The following is a 13738-nucleotide window of genomic DNA, read 5'->3' as shown; positions in this document are numbered from 1 at the left end:
GTCAGGCTCCGATCAGGTCGGCGGGGGCGGTCAGGCGGCCGGTGAGCGCGGTGGCGGCAGCCACCGACGGCGAGACCAGGTGGGTGCGCCCACCCTTGCCCTGCCGGCCCTGGAAGTTGCGGTTGCTGGTCGAGGCGGAGCGCTCGCCCGGCTTGAGCTGGTCGGGGTTCATGCCCAGGCACATCGAGCAGCCGGCGCCGCGCCACTCCGCACCTGCCTCGACGAAGACCCGGTCGAGCCCCTCGGCCTCGGCCTGGTTCTTCACGCCGACCGAGCCGGGGACGACCAGCATCCGCGTGCCCGGGTCGATCCTCTTCCCGCGCAGCATCTCGGCGGCGACGCGCAGGTCCTCGATCCGCCCGTTGGTGCAGGAGCCGAGGAAGACGGTGTCCACCTCGATCTCGGTGAGCGGGGTGCCCGGGGTCAGCCCCATGTAGGCCAGCGCCTGCTCGGCGGCCCGCCGCTCCCCCTCGTCGGCCATCTCCGCCGGGTCGGGCACGCGCTCGCTGATCGGCAGGCCCTGGCCGGGGTTGGTGCCCCAGGTGACGAACGGCGTGAGCGTCGAGGCGTCGAGGACGACCTCGGTGTCGAAGACCGCGCCCTCGTCGGTGCGCAGCGTCGACCAGTACTCGACGGCGGCGTCCCAGTCGGCACCCTCCGGTGCGTGCGGGCGGCCGCGCAGGAACTCGAACGTGGTCCGGTCGGGGGCGATCAGCCCGGCGCGGGCACCGGCTTCGATGGACATGTTGCAGATCGTCATGCGGGCCTCCATCGACAGCGCCTCGATGGCGCTGCCGCGGTACTCGATGACGTGGCCGGCGGCACCGTTCGTGCCGATCTGCGCGATGACCGCCAGGATGATGTCCTTCGCCGAGACGCCGGCCGCCAGCTCGCCGTCGACGGTGACCGCCATCTGCTTGGGGCGGTACTGCGGCAGCGTCTGGGTGGCCAGCACGTGCTCGACCTCGCTGGTGCCGATGCCGAAGGCCAGCGCCCCGAAGGCGCCGTGGGTGGAGGTGTGGCTGTCGCCGCACACGATGGTCATGCCCGGCTGGGTCAGCCCCAGCTGCGGGCCGATGACGTGCACGATGCCCTGGTCGCGGTCGCCCATGGGGGCCAGCCGGATCCCGAACTCGGCGGCGTTCCGGCGCAGCGCGTCGACCTGCGCCCGGCTGACCGGGTCGGCGATCGGCGCGAGGATGTCCAGGGTCGGGACGTTGTGGTCCTCGGTGGCCATCGTGAGGTCGGGGCGGCGCACCGTGCGCCCGGCCGCCCGGAGGCCGTCGAAGGCCTGCGGGCTGGTGACCTCGTGCACGAGGTGCAGGTCGATGTAGAGCAGGTCTGGCTCACCCTGCGTGCTGCGCACGACGTGGGCGTCGTAGACCTTCTCGGCCAGGGTCTTCGGCACGGCTCGTCCCCTTCGGGTGACTGGTCGATCCCGAGTTGACAGTCTCACTCTTCGGGATGCGAGTATTGCTGTGTGGGACAGCCTAACCCGGTCGCGGTTCTGGACAAAGCGGTGTCGATCCTGCACGCCGTGGCGCACGAGCCGGCCACCCTCGCCGAGCTCGTCGCGCGCACCGGCCTCCCCCGGGCGACGGCCCACCGGCTGGCCGTCGCGCTCGAGGGGCACCGCCTCGTCCGGCGCACCGACAGCGGCAGCTGGGCACCGGGGCCGGCGCTGGCCGAGCTGGGCCGGGGCACGGCCGACATCGGGGAGATCGCCGCACGCCACCTGGTCACCCTGCGCGACGCGACCGGCGAGAGCGCGCAGTTCTACGTGCGCGACGGCGCCACGCGCGTGTGCGTCTCGGCCGCGGAGCGCACCAGCGGCCTCCGGGACACCGTCCCCGTCGGCGCGCGCCTGCCGATGACGGCGGGGTCGGCGGCGCACGCCCTGCTGGCGTTCATGCCCGCCGACGAGGTCACCCGCCTGCTGCCGTCGGCGAGCTTCACGGCGCGCACGCTGCTCGACGTCCGGAGGCGCGGCTGGGCGCACAGCGTGGCCGAGCGCGAGGCCGGCGTCGCCTCGCTGTCGGCACCGGTCCGGGACGCCACGGGCACGGTGCTCGGCGCCGTCTCCATCTCCGGGCCGGTGGAGCGGCTCGGCCGCCGGCCCAGCCCCGAGGTGGTCGGCGCCGTGCTCGACGCCGCGGCGGCCATCTCCCGCGCCGCCCGGTAGCCGTCAGGTACCGGCGGGCCCGTCCTCGTCCCCGGCGACGGCCTCCTCGTCGACGACGACCGGCCGCAGCCACGACCACGCGAAGAAGACGAGCCCGAACGCCACCATGCCGAGGCCCGCCCAGAGGTTGGCGTTGACGTCACCGGTCTTGGCCCGCTCGGCCGCCGTGTCGTTCACCAGCCCCGTGATCACCAGGACGACGCCGTAGAAGCCGATCAGGGCGCCGATGATGTTGCGGATGTCGAAGGCCCCCGCCTGGCGGCGGCGGCCGGTGCTGCTCGATGCGCTGCTCACGGCTGCGTTCCCTTCGCTCAGCGGAAGACGACGTTCAGGGCGATGACCAGGACCAGCGCGATGCCGGCCATCGGGACCGGCGACCGGTACCAGGGCAGCCGGTGCGCCTCGGGATCGGTGCGCTGCTCCTCGGGTGTCTCGGAGTAGACCAGGCCGGCGAGCTCCCGCACGGGTTTCGGGGTGGTCACCTGGGTCACCGCGACGCTGACCAGGATGTCGACGACGAAGGCGGCACCGGCGGCGACGAACGCGGTCCCCTGGCCGGGCAGCTCCACGACGCCGGTCTCGCTCAGGACGAACACGAACACCGCGGCGAGGGTCCCCGACACCAGGCCGGTCCAGCCCGCCGTGGGCGTCATCCGCTTCCAGAACATGCCGAGGATGAAGGTGGCGAACAGCGGCGCGTTGAAGAAGCCGAACAGCGTCTGCAGGTAGTCCATCAGGTTGCTGTATCCGGCCGCGATGAGCGCGGTGCCGATCGCGACGACGGTCGCCCCCACGGTCGCCCACCGGCCGACGGCCAGGTAGTAGTGGTCGGGCCGGTCCTTCTTCACGTACTGCTGCCACAGGTCGTAGCTGAAGACGGTGTTGAAGGCCGAGATGTTCGCGGCCATGCCTGCCATGAACGCCGCCAGCAGGCCGGCGATCGCCACGCCGAGCAGCCCGTTCGGCAGCACGTCGCGGATCAGGCCCAGCAGCGCCTGGTTGTAGTCCAGGCCGCTTTCCTGCCCGGCCTTGAGCTGCTGGATCTCCGGTACCAGCACCCCGGCGATGAGCCCCGGGACCACCACGATGAACGGGATGAACATCTTCGGGAACGCGCCGATGATCGGGGTGCTGCGGGCCGCGGACATCGAGTGGGTCGCCATGGCCCGCTGGACCTCGACGAAGTTCGTCGTCCAGTAGCCGAAGGAGAGCACGAAGCCCAGCCCGAAGACGATGCCGACCGTCGACCAGACCGGGCTCTCGAAGCCGGAGAGGTCGGTGGCCGGCCAGCTGGACAGCTGCTCGGCGCCGTCGGCCTCGGTGACGCGGTCGACCAGCCCGCCGATGCCGCCCACCCGGTGGAGCCCGATCAGCGTCAACGGCAGCAGCGCGGCGACGATGACGAAGAACTGCAGGACCTCGTTGTAGATCGCGGCCGAGAGCCCGCCGAGGGTGATGTAGCTGAGCACCACGGCCGCGGCGACGATGAGCGCCACCCACAGCGGCCACCCCAGCAGCGCCTCCACGATCGTGGCCAGGAGGTAGAGGTTGATGCCGGCGATGAGCACCTGCGCGACGGCGAAGCTGACCGCGTTCACCAGGTGGGCCCCGGTGCCGAACCGGCGGCGCATGAACTCCGGGACGCTGCGCACCTTCGACCCGTAGTAGAAGGGCATCATCACCACGCCCAGGAAGAGCATGGCCGGCACGGCGCCGATCCAGAAGTAGTGCATGGTGCTCATGCCGTACTGCGCGCCGTTGGCCGACATGCCGACGATCTCGACCGCGCCGAGGTTCGCCGAGATGAACGCCAGGCCGGTCACCCACGCAGGCAGCGACCGCCCGGACAGGAAGAAGTCCAGGCTGTCGGAGACCCGCCGCCGGGCGGCGAACCCGATCAGCAGGACGACGGCGAAGTAGACGGCGACCAGCGCGTAGTCGACGGCGTTCGCGTCCAGCCTGAGCGAGTCGTCCACGTTCTCCTCTTCCCGGGTGTGATCAGCGCAGCCGCCGGGCCCCGGCGGAGGGGACGGCGACGAAGGAGCGAGGGGCGGGTGCGCCCTCGCGGGCGAACCGGTCGGCGACGGCGGCGGTGACGGCGTCGACGGCATCGGCCTCGACCAGCGCGATCGCGCTGCCACCGAAGCCGCCGCCCACCATCCGGGCGCCGTGGGCGCCGGCCGCCACGGCGGCGTCCACGCATGCGTCCAGCAGGGGCACCGAGACCTCGAAGTCGTCCCGCAGCGAGGCGTGCCCCTCGGTGAGCAGCGGGCCGATCGCCCGGGGGTCGGCCCCGGAGCGCAGCGCCGCGACCACCTGGAGCACGCGGGCGTCCTCGGTGACGACGTGCCGCGCCCGGCGGCGCAGCCGCCCGCCCTCGGCGCTCCCGTCGGCGAGGGCATCGAGCGCGGCGACGTCGGCCACCTCGCGGAGCAGGTCGACGCCCAGCCGGGCGGCCGCCTCCTCGCACTCGCGGCGCCGGTCCCCGTATCCCGAGGCGGCGTGGTCGTGCGTCGTCCCGCTGTCGAGGACGAGCAGCGCCAGGCCGGCGGCGGCCAGGTCGAAGGGCACCTGCTCGCTGCTGCGGTCGCGGGTGTCGAGGAAGAGCGCGTGCCCTTCCGTGCAGAGGACCGACGCCGACTGGTCGAGGATTCCGGTGGGGGCGCCGACGAAGTCGTTCTCGGCGCGCCTGGCGAGGTCCACCAGGTCGCCGGCGCCGAGGCCGAGGTCCAGCAGGTCGCGCAGGGCCAGCGCGACGGCGCACTCCAGCGCCGCCGACGAGGACAGCCCGGCACCGGCCGGCACGTCGCCGTCCACCAGGACGCTCAGCCCGCCCGGTACCGAGCCGGCCACCTCGTGCACGACCCCGGCCACGTATCCGGCCCACCCCGACGGCACACCCGGCCGCAGGTCGGCGACGGGGACGTCGGCGTCCTCGTCGGGGTGCTGCAGCGAGCGCAGCACCAGCCGGCCGTCGTCCCGCCGGGCGACGGCGGCGCGCGTCGTGTGCGGCAGCGCGATGGGCAGCACGAAGCCGCCGTTGTAGTCGGTGTGCTCACCGATGACGTTGACCCGCCCCGGTGCCGCCCACACGCCCTCGGGACGGCCCCCGAACCGATCGGCGAAGGCCGCGGCGGCGCGGTCCACGGCCCGCTCCCCCGTCACCAGGTCACGGCCCGCAGCTGCTCGGCGACGTCCTCGGGGTTGGTGTCGGTGATGAAGGCGCCCATGCCGGACTCGGAGCCGGCCAGGTACTTCAGCTTGCCCGGGGCCCGGCGCAGCGAGAACAGCTGCAGGTGCAGCCACCACTCCTCGCGGCCGTCGTGCACGGGGGCCTGGTTCCAGGAGGCGATGTAGGGCATGGGGGTGTCGAACCGGTGGGCGAAGCGGCCGAGCAGGTCCAGGTAGACCTCGGCCAGGGCGTCCCGCTCGGCGACGCCGAGCGCGGGCAGGTCGGGCACCTGGCGCGTGGGGAACAGCTGCACCTCGTAGGGCCAGCGGGCGGCCGCCGGCACGAACGCCGTCCAGTGCTCGTTGGCGGCGACCACCCGGGGGCCGCCCCGCTCCGCCGCCAGCACGTCGGCGAACAGCCCGCGTCCGGTCTCCGCCCGGTGCCGCCGCGCCGAGGCGAGCACCCGCTCCACCCGGGGCGGCACGAACGGGTAGGCGTAGATCTGGCCGTGCGGGTGGCTGAGGGTCACCCCGATCTCCTCGCCGTGGTTCTCGAAGCAGAAGACGTGGGCCACCCCCTCCAGCGTCGACAGCTCGGCGGTGCGCTCGGCCCACACGTCGACGACCAGCCGAGCCCGGTCCCGGCCGAGCCCGGCGAAGTCGCGGTCGTGCTCGCTGGTGAAGCAGACGACCTCGCAGCGGCCCCGCCCGGGCCGCAGCTGAGCGAGCGGGTTCCCGGGCGCGGCGGGCGGCACGTCGCGGTCGACGTCGGTGGCCAGGGACGGGAACCGGTTCTCGAAGACGACCACCTGGTAGTCGCTCTCGGGCACCTCCGTGGGCCGGCCCGGTCGCGAGGGGCACAGCGGGCACTGGTCGACCGGGGGCAGGAACGTGCGGGTCTGCCGGTGCGCCGCGACGATGACCCACTCGTCCAGCAGCGGGTCGAAGCGGAGCTGGGACCGGGTGGCTACGGCGGGCAGGTCGCGGCCGTCCTCGGCGTCGCGTGCCACGGGCTGCGCGTCGAAGTAGAGGATCTCCCGGCCGTCGGCCAGGGCACGCCTCGTCCGGAACACCGCGCGACCGCCTTCCCGCCGTGTCACGGGGGTGAACGGCGGAGAGACGGTAAGCCCGCCGGTGATCACGCTGCCACCTGGAGCAGTGCGATCTCCGCTACGTCCGGACGACGGGCCCGGGAACGGCGAGAGCCCCCGACCCGGGGGTCGGGGGCTCTCGGTCGCGTAGCCCCGAAGGGATTCGAACCCTCGCTACCGCCGTGAGAGGGCGGCGTCCTAGGCCGCTAGACGACGGGGCCGTGCGGACAACATCCTGCCATGCCCGCTCCCGGGGCACGCACCGGGGGGCCCGGCAACGGCGAGAGCCCCCGACCGGTGGGTCGGGGGCTCTCGGTCGCGTAGCCCCGAAGGGATTCGAACCCTCGCTACCGCCGTGAGAGGGCGGCGTCCTGGGCCGCTAGACGACGGGGCCGTGCTGGGTGGTGCGAGAGGAACCAGGCTTCCTCGCTGGGGTACCAGGACTCGAACCTAGACTAACGGAACCAGAAACCGTCGGGCTGCCAATTACCCCATACCCCATGGGTGGCACCTCGCGGCGCCGGGAAGAACTGTACCCGACGTCCCGGACGCGGGTCGCACCGCCCCCTGGACGGCGGGTCAGCGCGCGGGCACGGGTGGCGCGCCGGGCAGGACGCGCAGGTCCAGGGCGGCGGTGCGCAGCTCCGGCTGCGCCCGCCGCCGCCACCGGGCGACGAGCAGGACGAAGCCGCCGAAGCCGGCCGCGGTGAGCGCGAGCGACACGGGCACGAACCCGGCGGGAACCACGTCGGTGGCGACCGCGTCGCCCAGCAGGGCGACGAGCAGGAACAGCACCACGTTGTTCACCGCGTGCATGACCACGGCCGCCTCGATGCCGCCGGTCAGCCACACCACCGCGGAGGCGGCGAGGGCGAAGGCGAAACGGTCGAGGAAGGTGGCGAGGTCCGGCGGCAGGTGCGCGAGCGAGAAGAGGGCGCCGGTCACCACGGCGGCCACCACCGCACCGGTGCGCGGTGCCCGGATCCAGCCGGCGATCGCCTGGCTGAGGTACCCGCGGAAGAGGTACTCCTCGGCCGCCGACTGCAGCGGCGTGGTGAGCAGGACGACGGCCAGCAGCCAGCCCCACGACGGAACCGGCCCGGTGACCTCCACCTCGCCGGCGGTGACGCCCACGAGCACGGAGAGCCCGATGACGACGCCGATCGAGAGCAGCGCCAGCGCGGTCAGCCGGGGCAGCAGCCGCCACCGGAACCGCGCCAGCACCGACGACGACCAGCCCGGGCGCATGCCGTGCGCCACCGCCCAGGCCAGCCACACCACCGGGATGCCGACGACCAGGGTCGCGTTCGTGACCAGCAGCGTGCCGGGGTCGGTGAGCTCGACCAGGGCGAGGTCGGGGCTGATGCCGGTGAGGATGCCGATCACGCCCAGCAGCGCCCCGGCCACGAGGAAGACCACCCCGAGCAGGAGCAGCCCCAGCAGCGGCCGCCACCAGGCCCAGTCGCGGGTCCGCATGACGTGCAGGAAGGACGTCGGCCGGTCGTGCGGCGGCGTGCCCGGCGGCAGCGCCCACCCGGCCGGCGGCACCGGCGGGAGAGGCGCCGGCGGGAAGGACGCAGAGGGGAACGGCGCGGGCGGGAAGGGCGCCGGCGGGTACGGCCCGTGCCCGTACGACCACGGCGCCGGCGCGTACGGCCCGGGCACCTGCGGCCAGGGCGGCACCGGGGACCGCCCCGGTGCCGGCCGCAGCGTGGGCGGCGGCCCGGCGTAGGGCTCCTCGACCGGCCCCCCGCCGGCCGCCGGGGAGCTCATCCCGCCGACGCCACCGTGCGGGCCGCGGCCAGCCGGGCGAGCGTCCGCTCCCGGCCCAGCAGCTCCATCGACTCGTACAGCGGCGGGGACACCGTGCGCCCGCTGACGGCGACGCGGACGGGGCCGAACGCCTGCCGCGGCTTGCGGCCCAGCCCCTCGACGAGCGCTTCCTTCAGCGCCTGCTCGATGGCCGGGGTGGTCCACTCCGGGAGCCGCTCGAGCGCGGCCGTGGCCGCGTCGAGCACCTCGACGGCGCTCTCGCCGGCCAGCTGCTTGTCGGCGGCGGCCGGGTCGATCTCCACCTGGTCCACGAACAGGAAGCCGAGCAGCCCGACGGCCTCGGAGAGCACCACCATCCGCTCCTGCGCCAGCGGGGCGATCGCCCGCAGCACCGCGTCCTGCTCGGCGGTGGGCGGGTCGGCCACCAGCCCGGCGGCGGCCAGGTGCGGCACCACGCGGGCGGTGAACTCCTCGACCGGGAGCGCCCGCAGGTGGGTGGCGTTGATCGCCTCGGCCTTCTTCAGGTCGAAGCGGGCCGGGTTGGCGCTCACCCGCGTGACGTCGAACGCCTCGACCAGCTCCGCCGTCGAGAAGATGTCCCGGTCGTCGGCGATCGACCAGCCCAGCAGTGCCAGGTAGTTCACCAGCCCCTCGGGCAGGAACCCGCGCTCGCGGTAGACGTCGAGGTTCGACGTGGGGTCGCGCTTGGACAGCTTCTTGGTGCCCTCACCCGTCACCAGGGGCAGGTGGCCGAAGCGCGGGGTGCCCTGGGCCACGCCGATGTCGCTGAGCGCCGCGTACAGCGCCAGCTGCCGCGGGGTCGAGGGCAGCAGGTCTTCGCCGCGGAGCACGTCGGTGATGCCCATCAGGGCGTCGTCGACCGGGTTCACGAAGGGGTAGAGCGGGACGCCGTTGCCGCGGACCAGCACGAAGTCCGGCACCGCGCCCGCGGCGAAGCGCACCTCGCCGCGCACCAGGTCGGTCCAGGTGAGGTCCTCGTCGGGCATGCGCAGCCGCAGCACGGGCTGGCGGCCCTCGTCCCGGAACGCCGCCTTCTGCGCGTCGGTGAGGAACCGGTCGTGGTTGTCGTAGCCGAGCTTCGGGTCCTCGCCGGCGGCCCGTCGCCGGGCGTCGACCTCCTCGTTGGTCGAGAAGGACTCGTAGGCGTGCCCGGACTGGAGCAGCTTGGCGGCGACCTCCCGGTACACCTCGTGCCGCTCCGACTGGCGGTACGGCCCGTTCGGGCCACCGACCTCCGGGCCCTCGTCCCAGTCCAGGCCCAGCCACCGGAGGCTGTCGAGCAGGTGCCGGTAGGACTCCTCGGAGTCGCGGGCGGCGTCGGTGTCCTCGATGCGGAAGACGAAGGTGCCGCCGTGGTGGCGGGCGTGCGCCCAGTTGAACAGCGCGGTGCGGATCAGCCCGACGTGCACCAGCCCGGTCGGCGACGGGCAGAAGCGGGTGCGGACGGTCACCGGGCGCCACCGGCGGTCGAGACGGCGTCGGCCGCCGTCACCGTGTTGGTCAGCGTGCCCAGCCCCTGCACGGAGCAGGACACGGTCTGACCGGGGCGGATGGGGCCCACGCCCGACGGGGTGCCGGTCAGCACGACGTCGCCGGGCAGCAGGGTCATCACCTGGGAGATGTAGGAGATCAGCGTCGGGACGCCGAAGAGCAACTGGCTGGTGCGGCCGGTCTGGCGGCGCTCGCCGTCGACGTCGCAGGTGATCTCCAGGTCGCCGGCGTCCAGGCCGATGCCCGCCAGGTCCGTCTCGATCCACGGGCCGAGGGGGCAGAAGGAGTCGAAGCCCTTGGCCCGGGTCCACTGCCCGTCGCTCTTCTGCATGTCCCGCTCGGTGACGTCGTTCGCGATCGTCCAGCCGAAGACGCTGCCCAGCGCCTGCTCGGGGGTGACGTTGCGGGCCCCGCGGGCGCCGATGACCACCGCGAGCTCCACCTCGTGGTGCACGTTGGTGCTCCCCGGCGGGATGCGGATCGCGTCGCCGGGGCCGATGACCGACGTCGAGGGCTTGAGGAACAGCAGCGGCTCCCCCGGCGCGTCGCCGGTGCCCATCTCCTTCACGTGCTCGGCGTAGTTCTTGCCGACGCACACCACCTTGCTCGGCAGGATCGGCGAGAGCAGCCGGATGTCGGCCTGGGCGAACCGGGCGCCGGTGAAGGAGATCTGGCCGAAGGGGTGGCCCTCGATCTGGGCCACCTGGCCGTCTCCGTCGAGGACGCCGAAGGACATGCCCTGAGGACTGGCGAAACGGACGATGCGCACGAGCCGAGGTTAACCGCGCCTCCTGCTGCCTACCGCGCACCCATGGCCTGCCGGTTCAACGAGCTCGTCGTCGACAGCCGGGACCCGAGTCCCTCGCCGCCTCCTGGGCGGCGGTGCTCGACTACCGGGTCGTGGGGCGAGAGGCCGACGGCGCCGTCGAGATCGGCCCGGAGGCCGGCTTCGGCGGGCCCGCGCCCACGCTGATCTTCGTGCCGGTCAGCGACCCGACGCCGGGGAAGGTGCGCCTGCACGTCGACGTCCGCCCGACCGACCGCGACCAGGACGCCGAACTGCGGCGGCTGCTCGACCTCGGCGCGACGCCGGCCGACGTCGGCCAGCCCGCCGACGCCACCTGGCACGTCCTCGCCGATCCCGAGGGCAACGATTTCTGCCTGCTGCGCCGCAGGCTCGACCCGCAGTAGAGCCCGGTCATCCCGAGTGGGGTCCGGAGGGTCCTGCGCAGCGGCGACGGACGCGCTCCGCGCAGCCGGGGGCGGCAACTGGCCGCGGTGCCGGCCGGAGGCCGACAATGACACCGTGATCCTGATCGTCGTGAAGTTCCCCGTCCGTCCCGAGCGCGCCGACGAGTGGGCCGGGCTGGCCAGCGACTACGCCCGCGCGGTCAACGCCGAGGAGGGCTCGCTGTTCTTCGAGTGGTCGCGGAGCCTCGAGGAGCCGGACACCTTCGTCTGCGTCGAGGGCTTCCGGGACGCGGACGCGGGTGCCGCCCACGTCGCCACCGACGCCTTCAAGCGGTTCGTCGAGCAGGCCCCCGACCTCGTCTCCGCCCAGCCGCAGATCATCTACGTGGACGCCCCCGACGTGGCCGGCTGGGGCCCGATGGGCGAGATCCAGCCGCGCTGACCGGGTGAAGCCCTTCCTCCTGCTCTCGTCGCGACCCGAGGACGAGGCGGCGGACGAGGAGCACGCCTCCTTCCTGCGCTGCACCGCCCTGCCGGCCGACCGGCTGGACCGCATCCGGCTGGAGGCCGGGCCGCTGCCGGCGCTCGACCTCGACGACTACGCCGGGGTGTTCCTGGGTGGCGGTCCGTTCAACTCCTCCGACGCCGAGAAGTCCGAGGTCCAGGTGCGGGTCGAGCGCGACGTCGGCCGGCTGCTGGACGAGGTCGTCGACCGGGACCTGCCCTTCTTCGGCGCCTGCTACGGCATCGGCACCCTGGGCACGCACCAGGGCGGCGTCGTCGACCGGACGTACGGCGAGCCGGTGTCGGCGGTGGAGGTGGGCCTGACCCCGGAGGGTCGGGCGGACCCCCTGCTGGCCGGGGTGCCCGACCGCTTCACCGCGTTCGTGGGGCACAAGGAGGCCTGCCGCGTGCTGCCGCCGACCGCGGTGCTGCTCGCCTCGTCGGCGACCTGCCCGGTGCAGATGTTCAAGGTCAAGCAGAACGTCTACGCCACCCAGTTCCACCCCGAGCTCGACGTCGCCGCGATCGTCGCCCGGGTGCGCATCTACCAGCACGCCGGCTACTTCGCGCCGAGCGAGGTCGAGGCGGTCGTCGCGCGGCTGACCCCCGCGGTGGTGACCGCACCCGGCCGGCTGCTGGCGAACTTCGTCGCCCGCTACGGCTGAGGACGGCGCAGCACCGCGTAGGTGAGGGCGTCGACGAGCGCGTGCCACGACGCCTCGACGATGTTGGCGTGGACGCCCACCGTGGTCCACTCCCCCACCCCGTCGGTGGTGTCGATGAGCACCCGGGTGGTCGCGCTGGTGCCGCCCTTCCAGCCGAGGATGCGGACCTTGTAGTCGGCCAGGGAGACCTCGGCCAGCTGCGGGTAGCGGTGCACCAGCGCCTGGCGGAGCGCGTTGTCCAGGGCGTTCACCGGGCCGTTGCCCTCGCCGGTGCTGATGATGCGTTCGCCGTCCACGTGGACCTTCACCGTGGCCTCGCTGACGACGACGCCGTTGCCCCAGTGCTCGACGGAGGTGCGGTAGCTCTCCAGCTCGAACAGGGGCGGTGGCGCCTCCGGCAGCTGCGCGCGCAGCAGCAGCTCGAAGGAGGCGTCGGCGGCCTCGAAGGACCAGCCGTCGGCCTCCAGCACCTTCACCTGGTCGACGACCCGGCCGATCGCGTCGGACTGGCCGGTGAGGTCCACGCCGAGCTCGCGCCCCTTGAGCTCGACCGAGGCGCGGCCGGCCATCTCGGTGACCAGGATGCGCATGTCGTTGCCGACGACGGCGGGGTCCAGGTGGTTGTAGAGCTCGGGGCTGACCTTGATCGCGCTGGCGTGCAGCCCCGCCTTGTGCGCGAACGCCGAGGCGCCCACGTAGGGCTGGTGGTCGTCGGGGGCGATGTTGGCCAGCTCGGCGATCGCGTGGCTGACCCGCTGCAGCTCCGGGAGGCACTCGGCGGGCACCGCGGGGATGCCCATCTTGGTGACCAGGTTGGCGATCAGCGCGAACGTGTCCGCGTTGCCGGCCCGCTCCCCGTAGCCGTTCGCCGTCCCCTGCACGTGGGTGACGCCGGCCTCGACCGCGGCCAGGGTGTTGGCCACCGCGCACCCGGTGTCGTCCTGGCAGTGGATGCCCAGCTTGCCGTCCACGCGGGACGCCACGTCGGCGACCACCCGGCCCACGCCCATGGGCAGCATCCCGCCGTTGGTGTCGCACAGGACGCCGACCTCGGCCCCGGCGCCGAACGCCGCCCGCAGCACGCGCACCCCGTAGTCGCGGTCGGCCGCGTAGCCGTCGAAGAAGTGCTCGCAGTCGAGGAACACCCGGCGGCCCTGCGCCACGAGGAAGGCGACGGTGTCAGCCACCATCGCCAGGTTCTCCTCCAGCGTCGTGCGCAGGGCCTCGCGCACGTGCCGGACGTCGGACTTCGCGACCAGGCACACCACCGGCGTCCCGGCGTCCAGCAGCGCGCGCACCTGCAGGTCGTCCTCGACGGCGACACCGGCCTTGCGCGTCGCGCCGAACGCCACCAGCTGCGCGTGCTTGAGCTGGAGCTCGGTGCGCGCGCGGGCGAAGAACTCGGTGTCCTTGGGCAGGGCCCCGGGCCACCCGCCCTCGATGAAGCCGACCCCGATCTCGTCCAGCAGCCGGGCGACCGCGAGCTTGTCGGCGACCGAGTAGCTGATGCCCTCGCGCTGGGCGCCGTCGCGCAGCGTGGTGTCGAAGACGTGGAAGTCGGTGCTGGTCATGGGGTCTCCCGGGGCGGTGGTGGCGGCCCGAACACGAAAAAGACCCCCCGGGTACGGGAGGTCTGCGCGCAGTCGGGG

13 protein-coding genes and 3 tRNA genes are annotated in these 13738 nt (G+C 73.5%); 4 read left to right on the top strand and 12 right to left on the bottom strand.

The window, feature by feature from the left end; translation table 11 throughout:
* Position 1: 1 nt before the first annotated feature.
* Positions 2-1408, bottom strand: a complete 1407-nt coding sequence (leuC, locus tag ACI79W_RS05575) for a 3-isopropylmalate dehydratase large subunit (RefSeq protein ID WP_456561078.1) — start codon at positions 1406-1408, stop codon at positions 2-4.
* A 111-nt stretch (positions 1409-1519) separates the two neighbouring features.
* Between leuC and ACI79W_RS05570 the strand changes: the two genes are divergently transcribed.
* Positions 1520-2182: an IclR family transcriptional regulator gene (locus ACI79W_RS05570; protein WP_244524108.1), complete on the top strand. Its 663-nt coding sequence runs from the start codon at positions 1520-1522 to the stop codon at positions 2180-2182.
* Between the two features lie 3 nt (positions 2183-2185).
* On the opposite strand, the gene ACI79W_RS05565 is transcribed toward ACI79W_RS05570, so the two are convergent.
* From ACI79W_RS05565 to ACI79W_RS05520, 10 genes are all read right to left on the bottom strand, one after another.
* Complete coding sequence (locus ACI79W_RS05565) at positions 2186-2476, bottom strand: hypothetical protein (protein ID WP_456561077.1); 291 nt, start codon at positions 2474-2476, stop codon at positions 2186-2188.
* 17 nt (positions 2477-2493) lie between these two features.
* The gene (locus tag ACI79W_RS05560; protein WP_456561076.1) at positions 2494-4158 is read right to left on the bottom strand and encodes a sodium:solute symporter family protein; all 1665 of its coding nucleotides are present in this window, start codon (positions 4156-4158) and stop codon (positions 2494-2496) included.
* 22 nt (positions 4159-4180) lie between these two features.
* Positions 4181-5329, bottom strand: a complete 1149-nt coding sequence (gene galK / locus ACI79W_RS05555) for a galactokinase (protein ID WP_456561075.1) — start codon at positions 5327-5329, stop codon at positions 4181-4183.
* 14 nt (positions 5330-5343) lie between these two features.
* Positions 5344-6426, bottom strand: a complete 1083-nt coding sequence (gene galT, locus ACI79W_RS05550) for a galactose-1-phosphate uridylyltransferase (protein WP_456561074.1) — start codon at positions 6424-6426, stop codon at positions 5344-5346.
* Between the two features lie 166 nt (positions 6427-6592).
* A tRNA-Glu gene (locus tag ACI79W_RS05545) sits at positions 6593-6665 on the bottom strand.
* Positions 6666-6765: 100 nt separating this feature from the next.
* Positions 6766-6838 (bottom strand) — tRNA-Glu (locus ACI79W_RS05540).
* A 35-nt stretch (positions 6839-6873) separates the two neighbouring features.
* Positions 6874-6945: transfer RNA gene (locus ACI79W_RS05535), tRNA-Gln, on the bottom strand.
* Positions 6946-7023: 78 nt separating this feature from the next.
* Complete coding sequence (locus ACI79W_RS05530; protein WP_456561073.1) at positions 7024-8217, bottom strand: CPBP family intramembrane glutamic endopeptidase; 1194 nt, start codon at positions 8215-8217, stop codon at positions 7024-7026.
* Positions 8214-9689, bottom strand: coding sequence for a glutamate--tRNA ligase (gene gltX, locus ACI79W_RS05525; protein WP_456561072.1), 1476 nt, complete (start codon positions 9687-9689; stop codon positions 8214-8216). The genes ACI79W_RS05530 and gltX overlap by 4 nt, the downstream gene beginning before the upstream one ends.
* Positions 9686-10498, bottom strand: a complete 813-nt coding sequence (locus ACI79W_RS05520) for a fumarylacetoacetate hydrolase family protein (protein WP_456561071.1) — start codon at positions 10496-10498, stop codon at positions 9686-9688. Before ACI79W_RS05520 ends, gltX begins: the two co-directional genes overlap by 4 nt.
* Positions 10499-10611: 113 nt before the next feature.
* Here ACI79W_RS05520 and ACI79W_RS05515 point away from each other — a divergent pair, with 113 nt between their 5' ends.
* The 3 genes from ACI79W_RS05515 (at position 10612) to ACI79W_RS05505 (ending at position 12089) form a co-directional block, all read left to right on the top strand.
* Entirely contained in the window at positions 10612-10920 is a 309-nt protein-coding gene (locus ACI79W_RS05515; RefSeq protein ID WP_456561070.1) for a VOC family protein, read from the top strand.
* A gap of 115 nt (positions 10921-11035) precedes the next feature.
* Entirely contained in the window at positions 11036-11362 is a 327-nt protein-coding gene (locus ACI79W_RS05510; protein ID WP_456561069.1) for a putative quinol monooxygenase, read from the top strand.
* A 4-nt stretch (positions 11363-11366) separates the two neighbouring features.
* Positions 11367-12089 (top strand): glutamine amidotransferase, encoded by a 723-nt coding sequence (locus tag ACI79W_RS05505; protein ID WP_456561068.1) that lies wholly within the window; start codon positions 11367-11369, stop codon positions 12087-12089.
* Here the strand turns inward: ACI79W_RS05505 and cimA are convergent.
* Positions 12080-13660: a citramalate synthase gene (cimA, locus tag ACI79W_RS05500; RefSeq protein WP_456561067.1), complete on the bottom strand. Its 1581-nt coding sequence runs from the start codon at positions 13658-13660 to the stop codon at positions 12080-12082. The two genes, ACI79W_RS05505 and cimA, sit on opposite strands and share 10 nt — an antisense overlap.
* Positions 13661-13738: the final 78 nt, after the last annotated feature.

The organism is Blastococcus sp. SYSU DS0533 (genome assembly GCF_054050775.1).
Note: the sequence above shows the minus strand (reverse complement) of the source record. Positions and strands in the feature narration are given on the sequence as shown.

Bases quoted from the DNA above. Each gene is read 5' to 3' on its own strand.
- ACI79W_RS05530 (WP_456561073.1), bottom strand. From the start codon at position 8,217: ATGAGCTCCCCGGCGGCCGGCGGGGGGCCGGTCGAGGAGCCCTACGCC.
- cimA (WP_456561067.1), bottom strand. From the start codon at position 13,660: ATGACCAGCACCGACTTCCACGTCTTCGACACCACGCTGCGCGACGGC.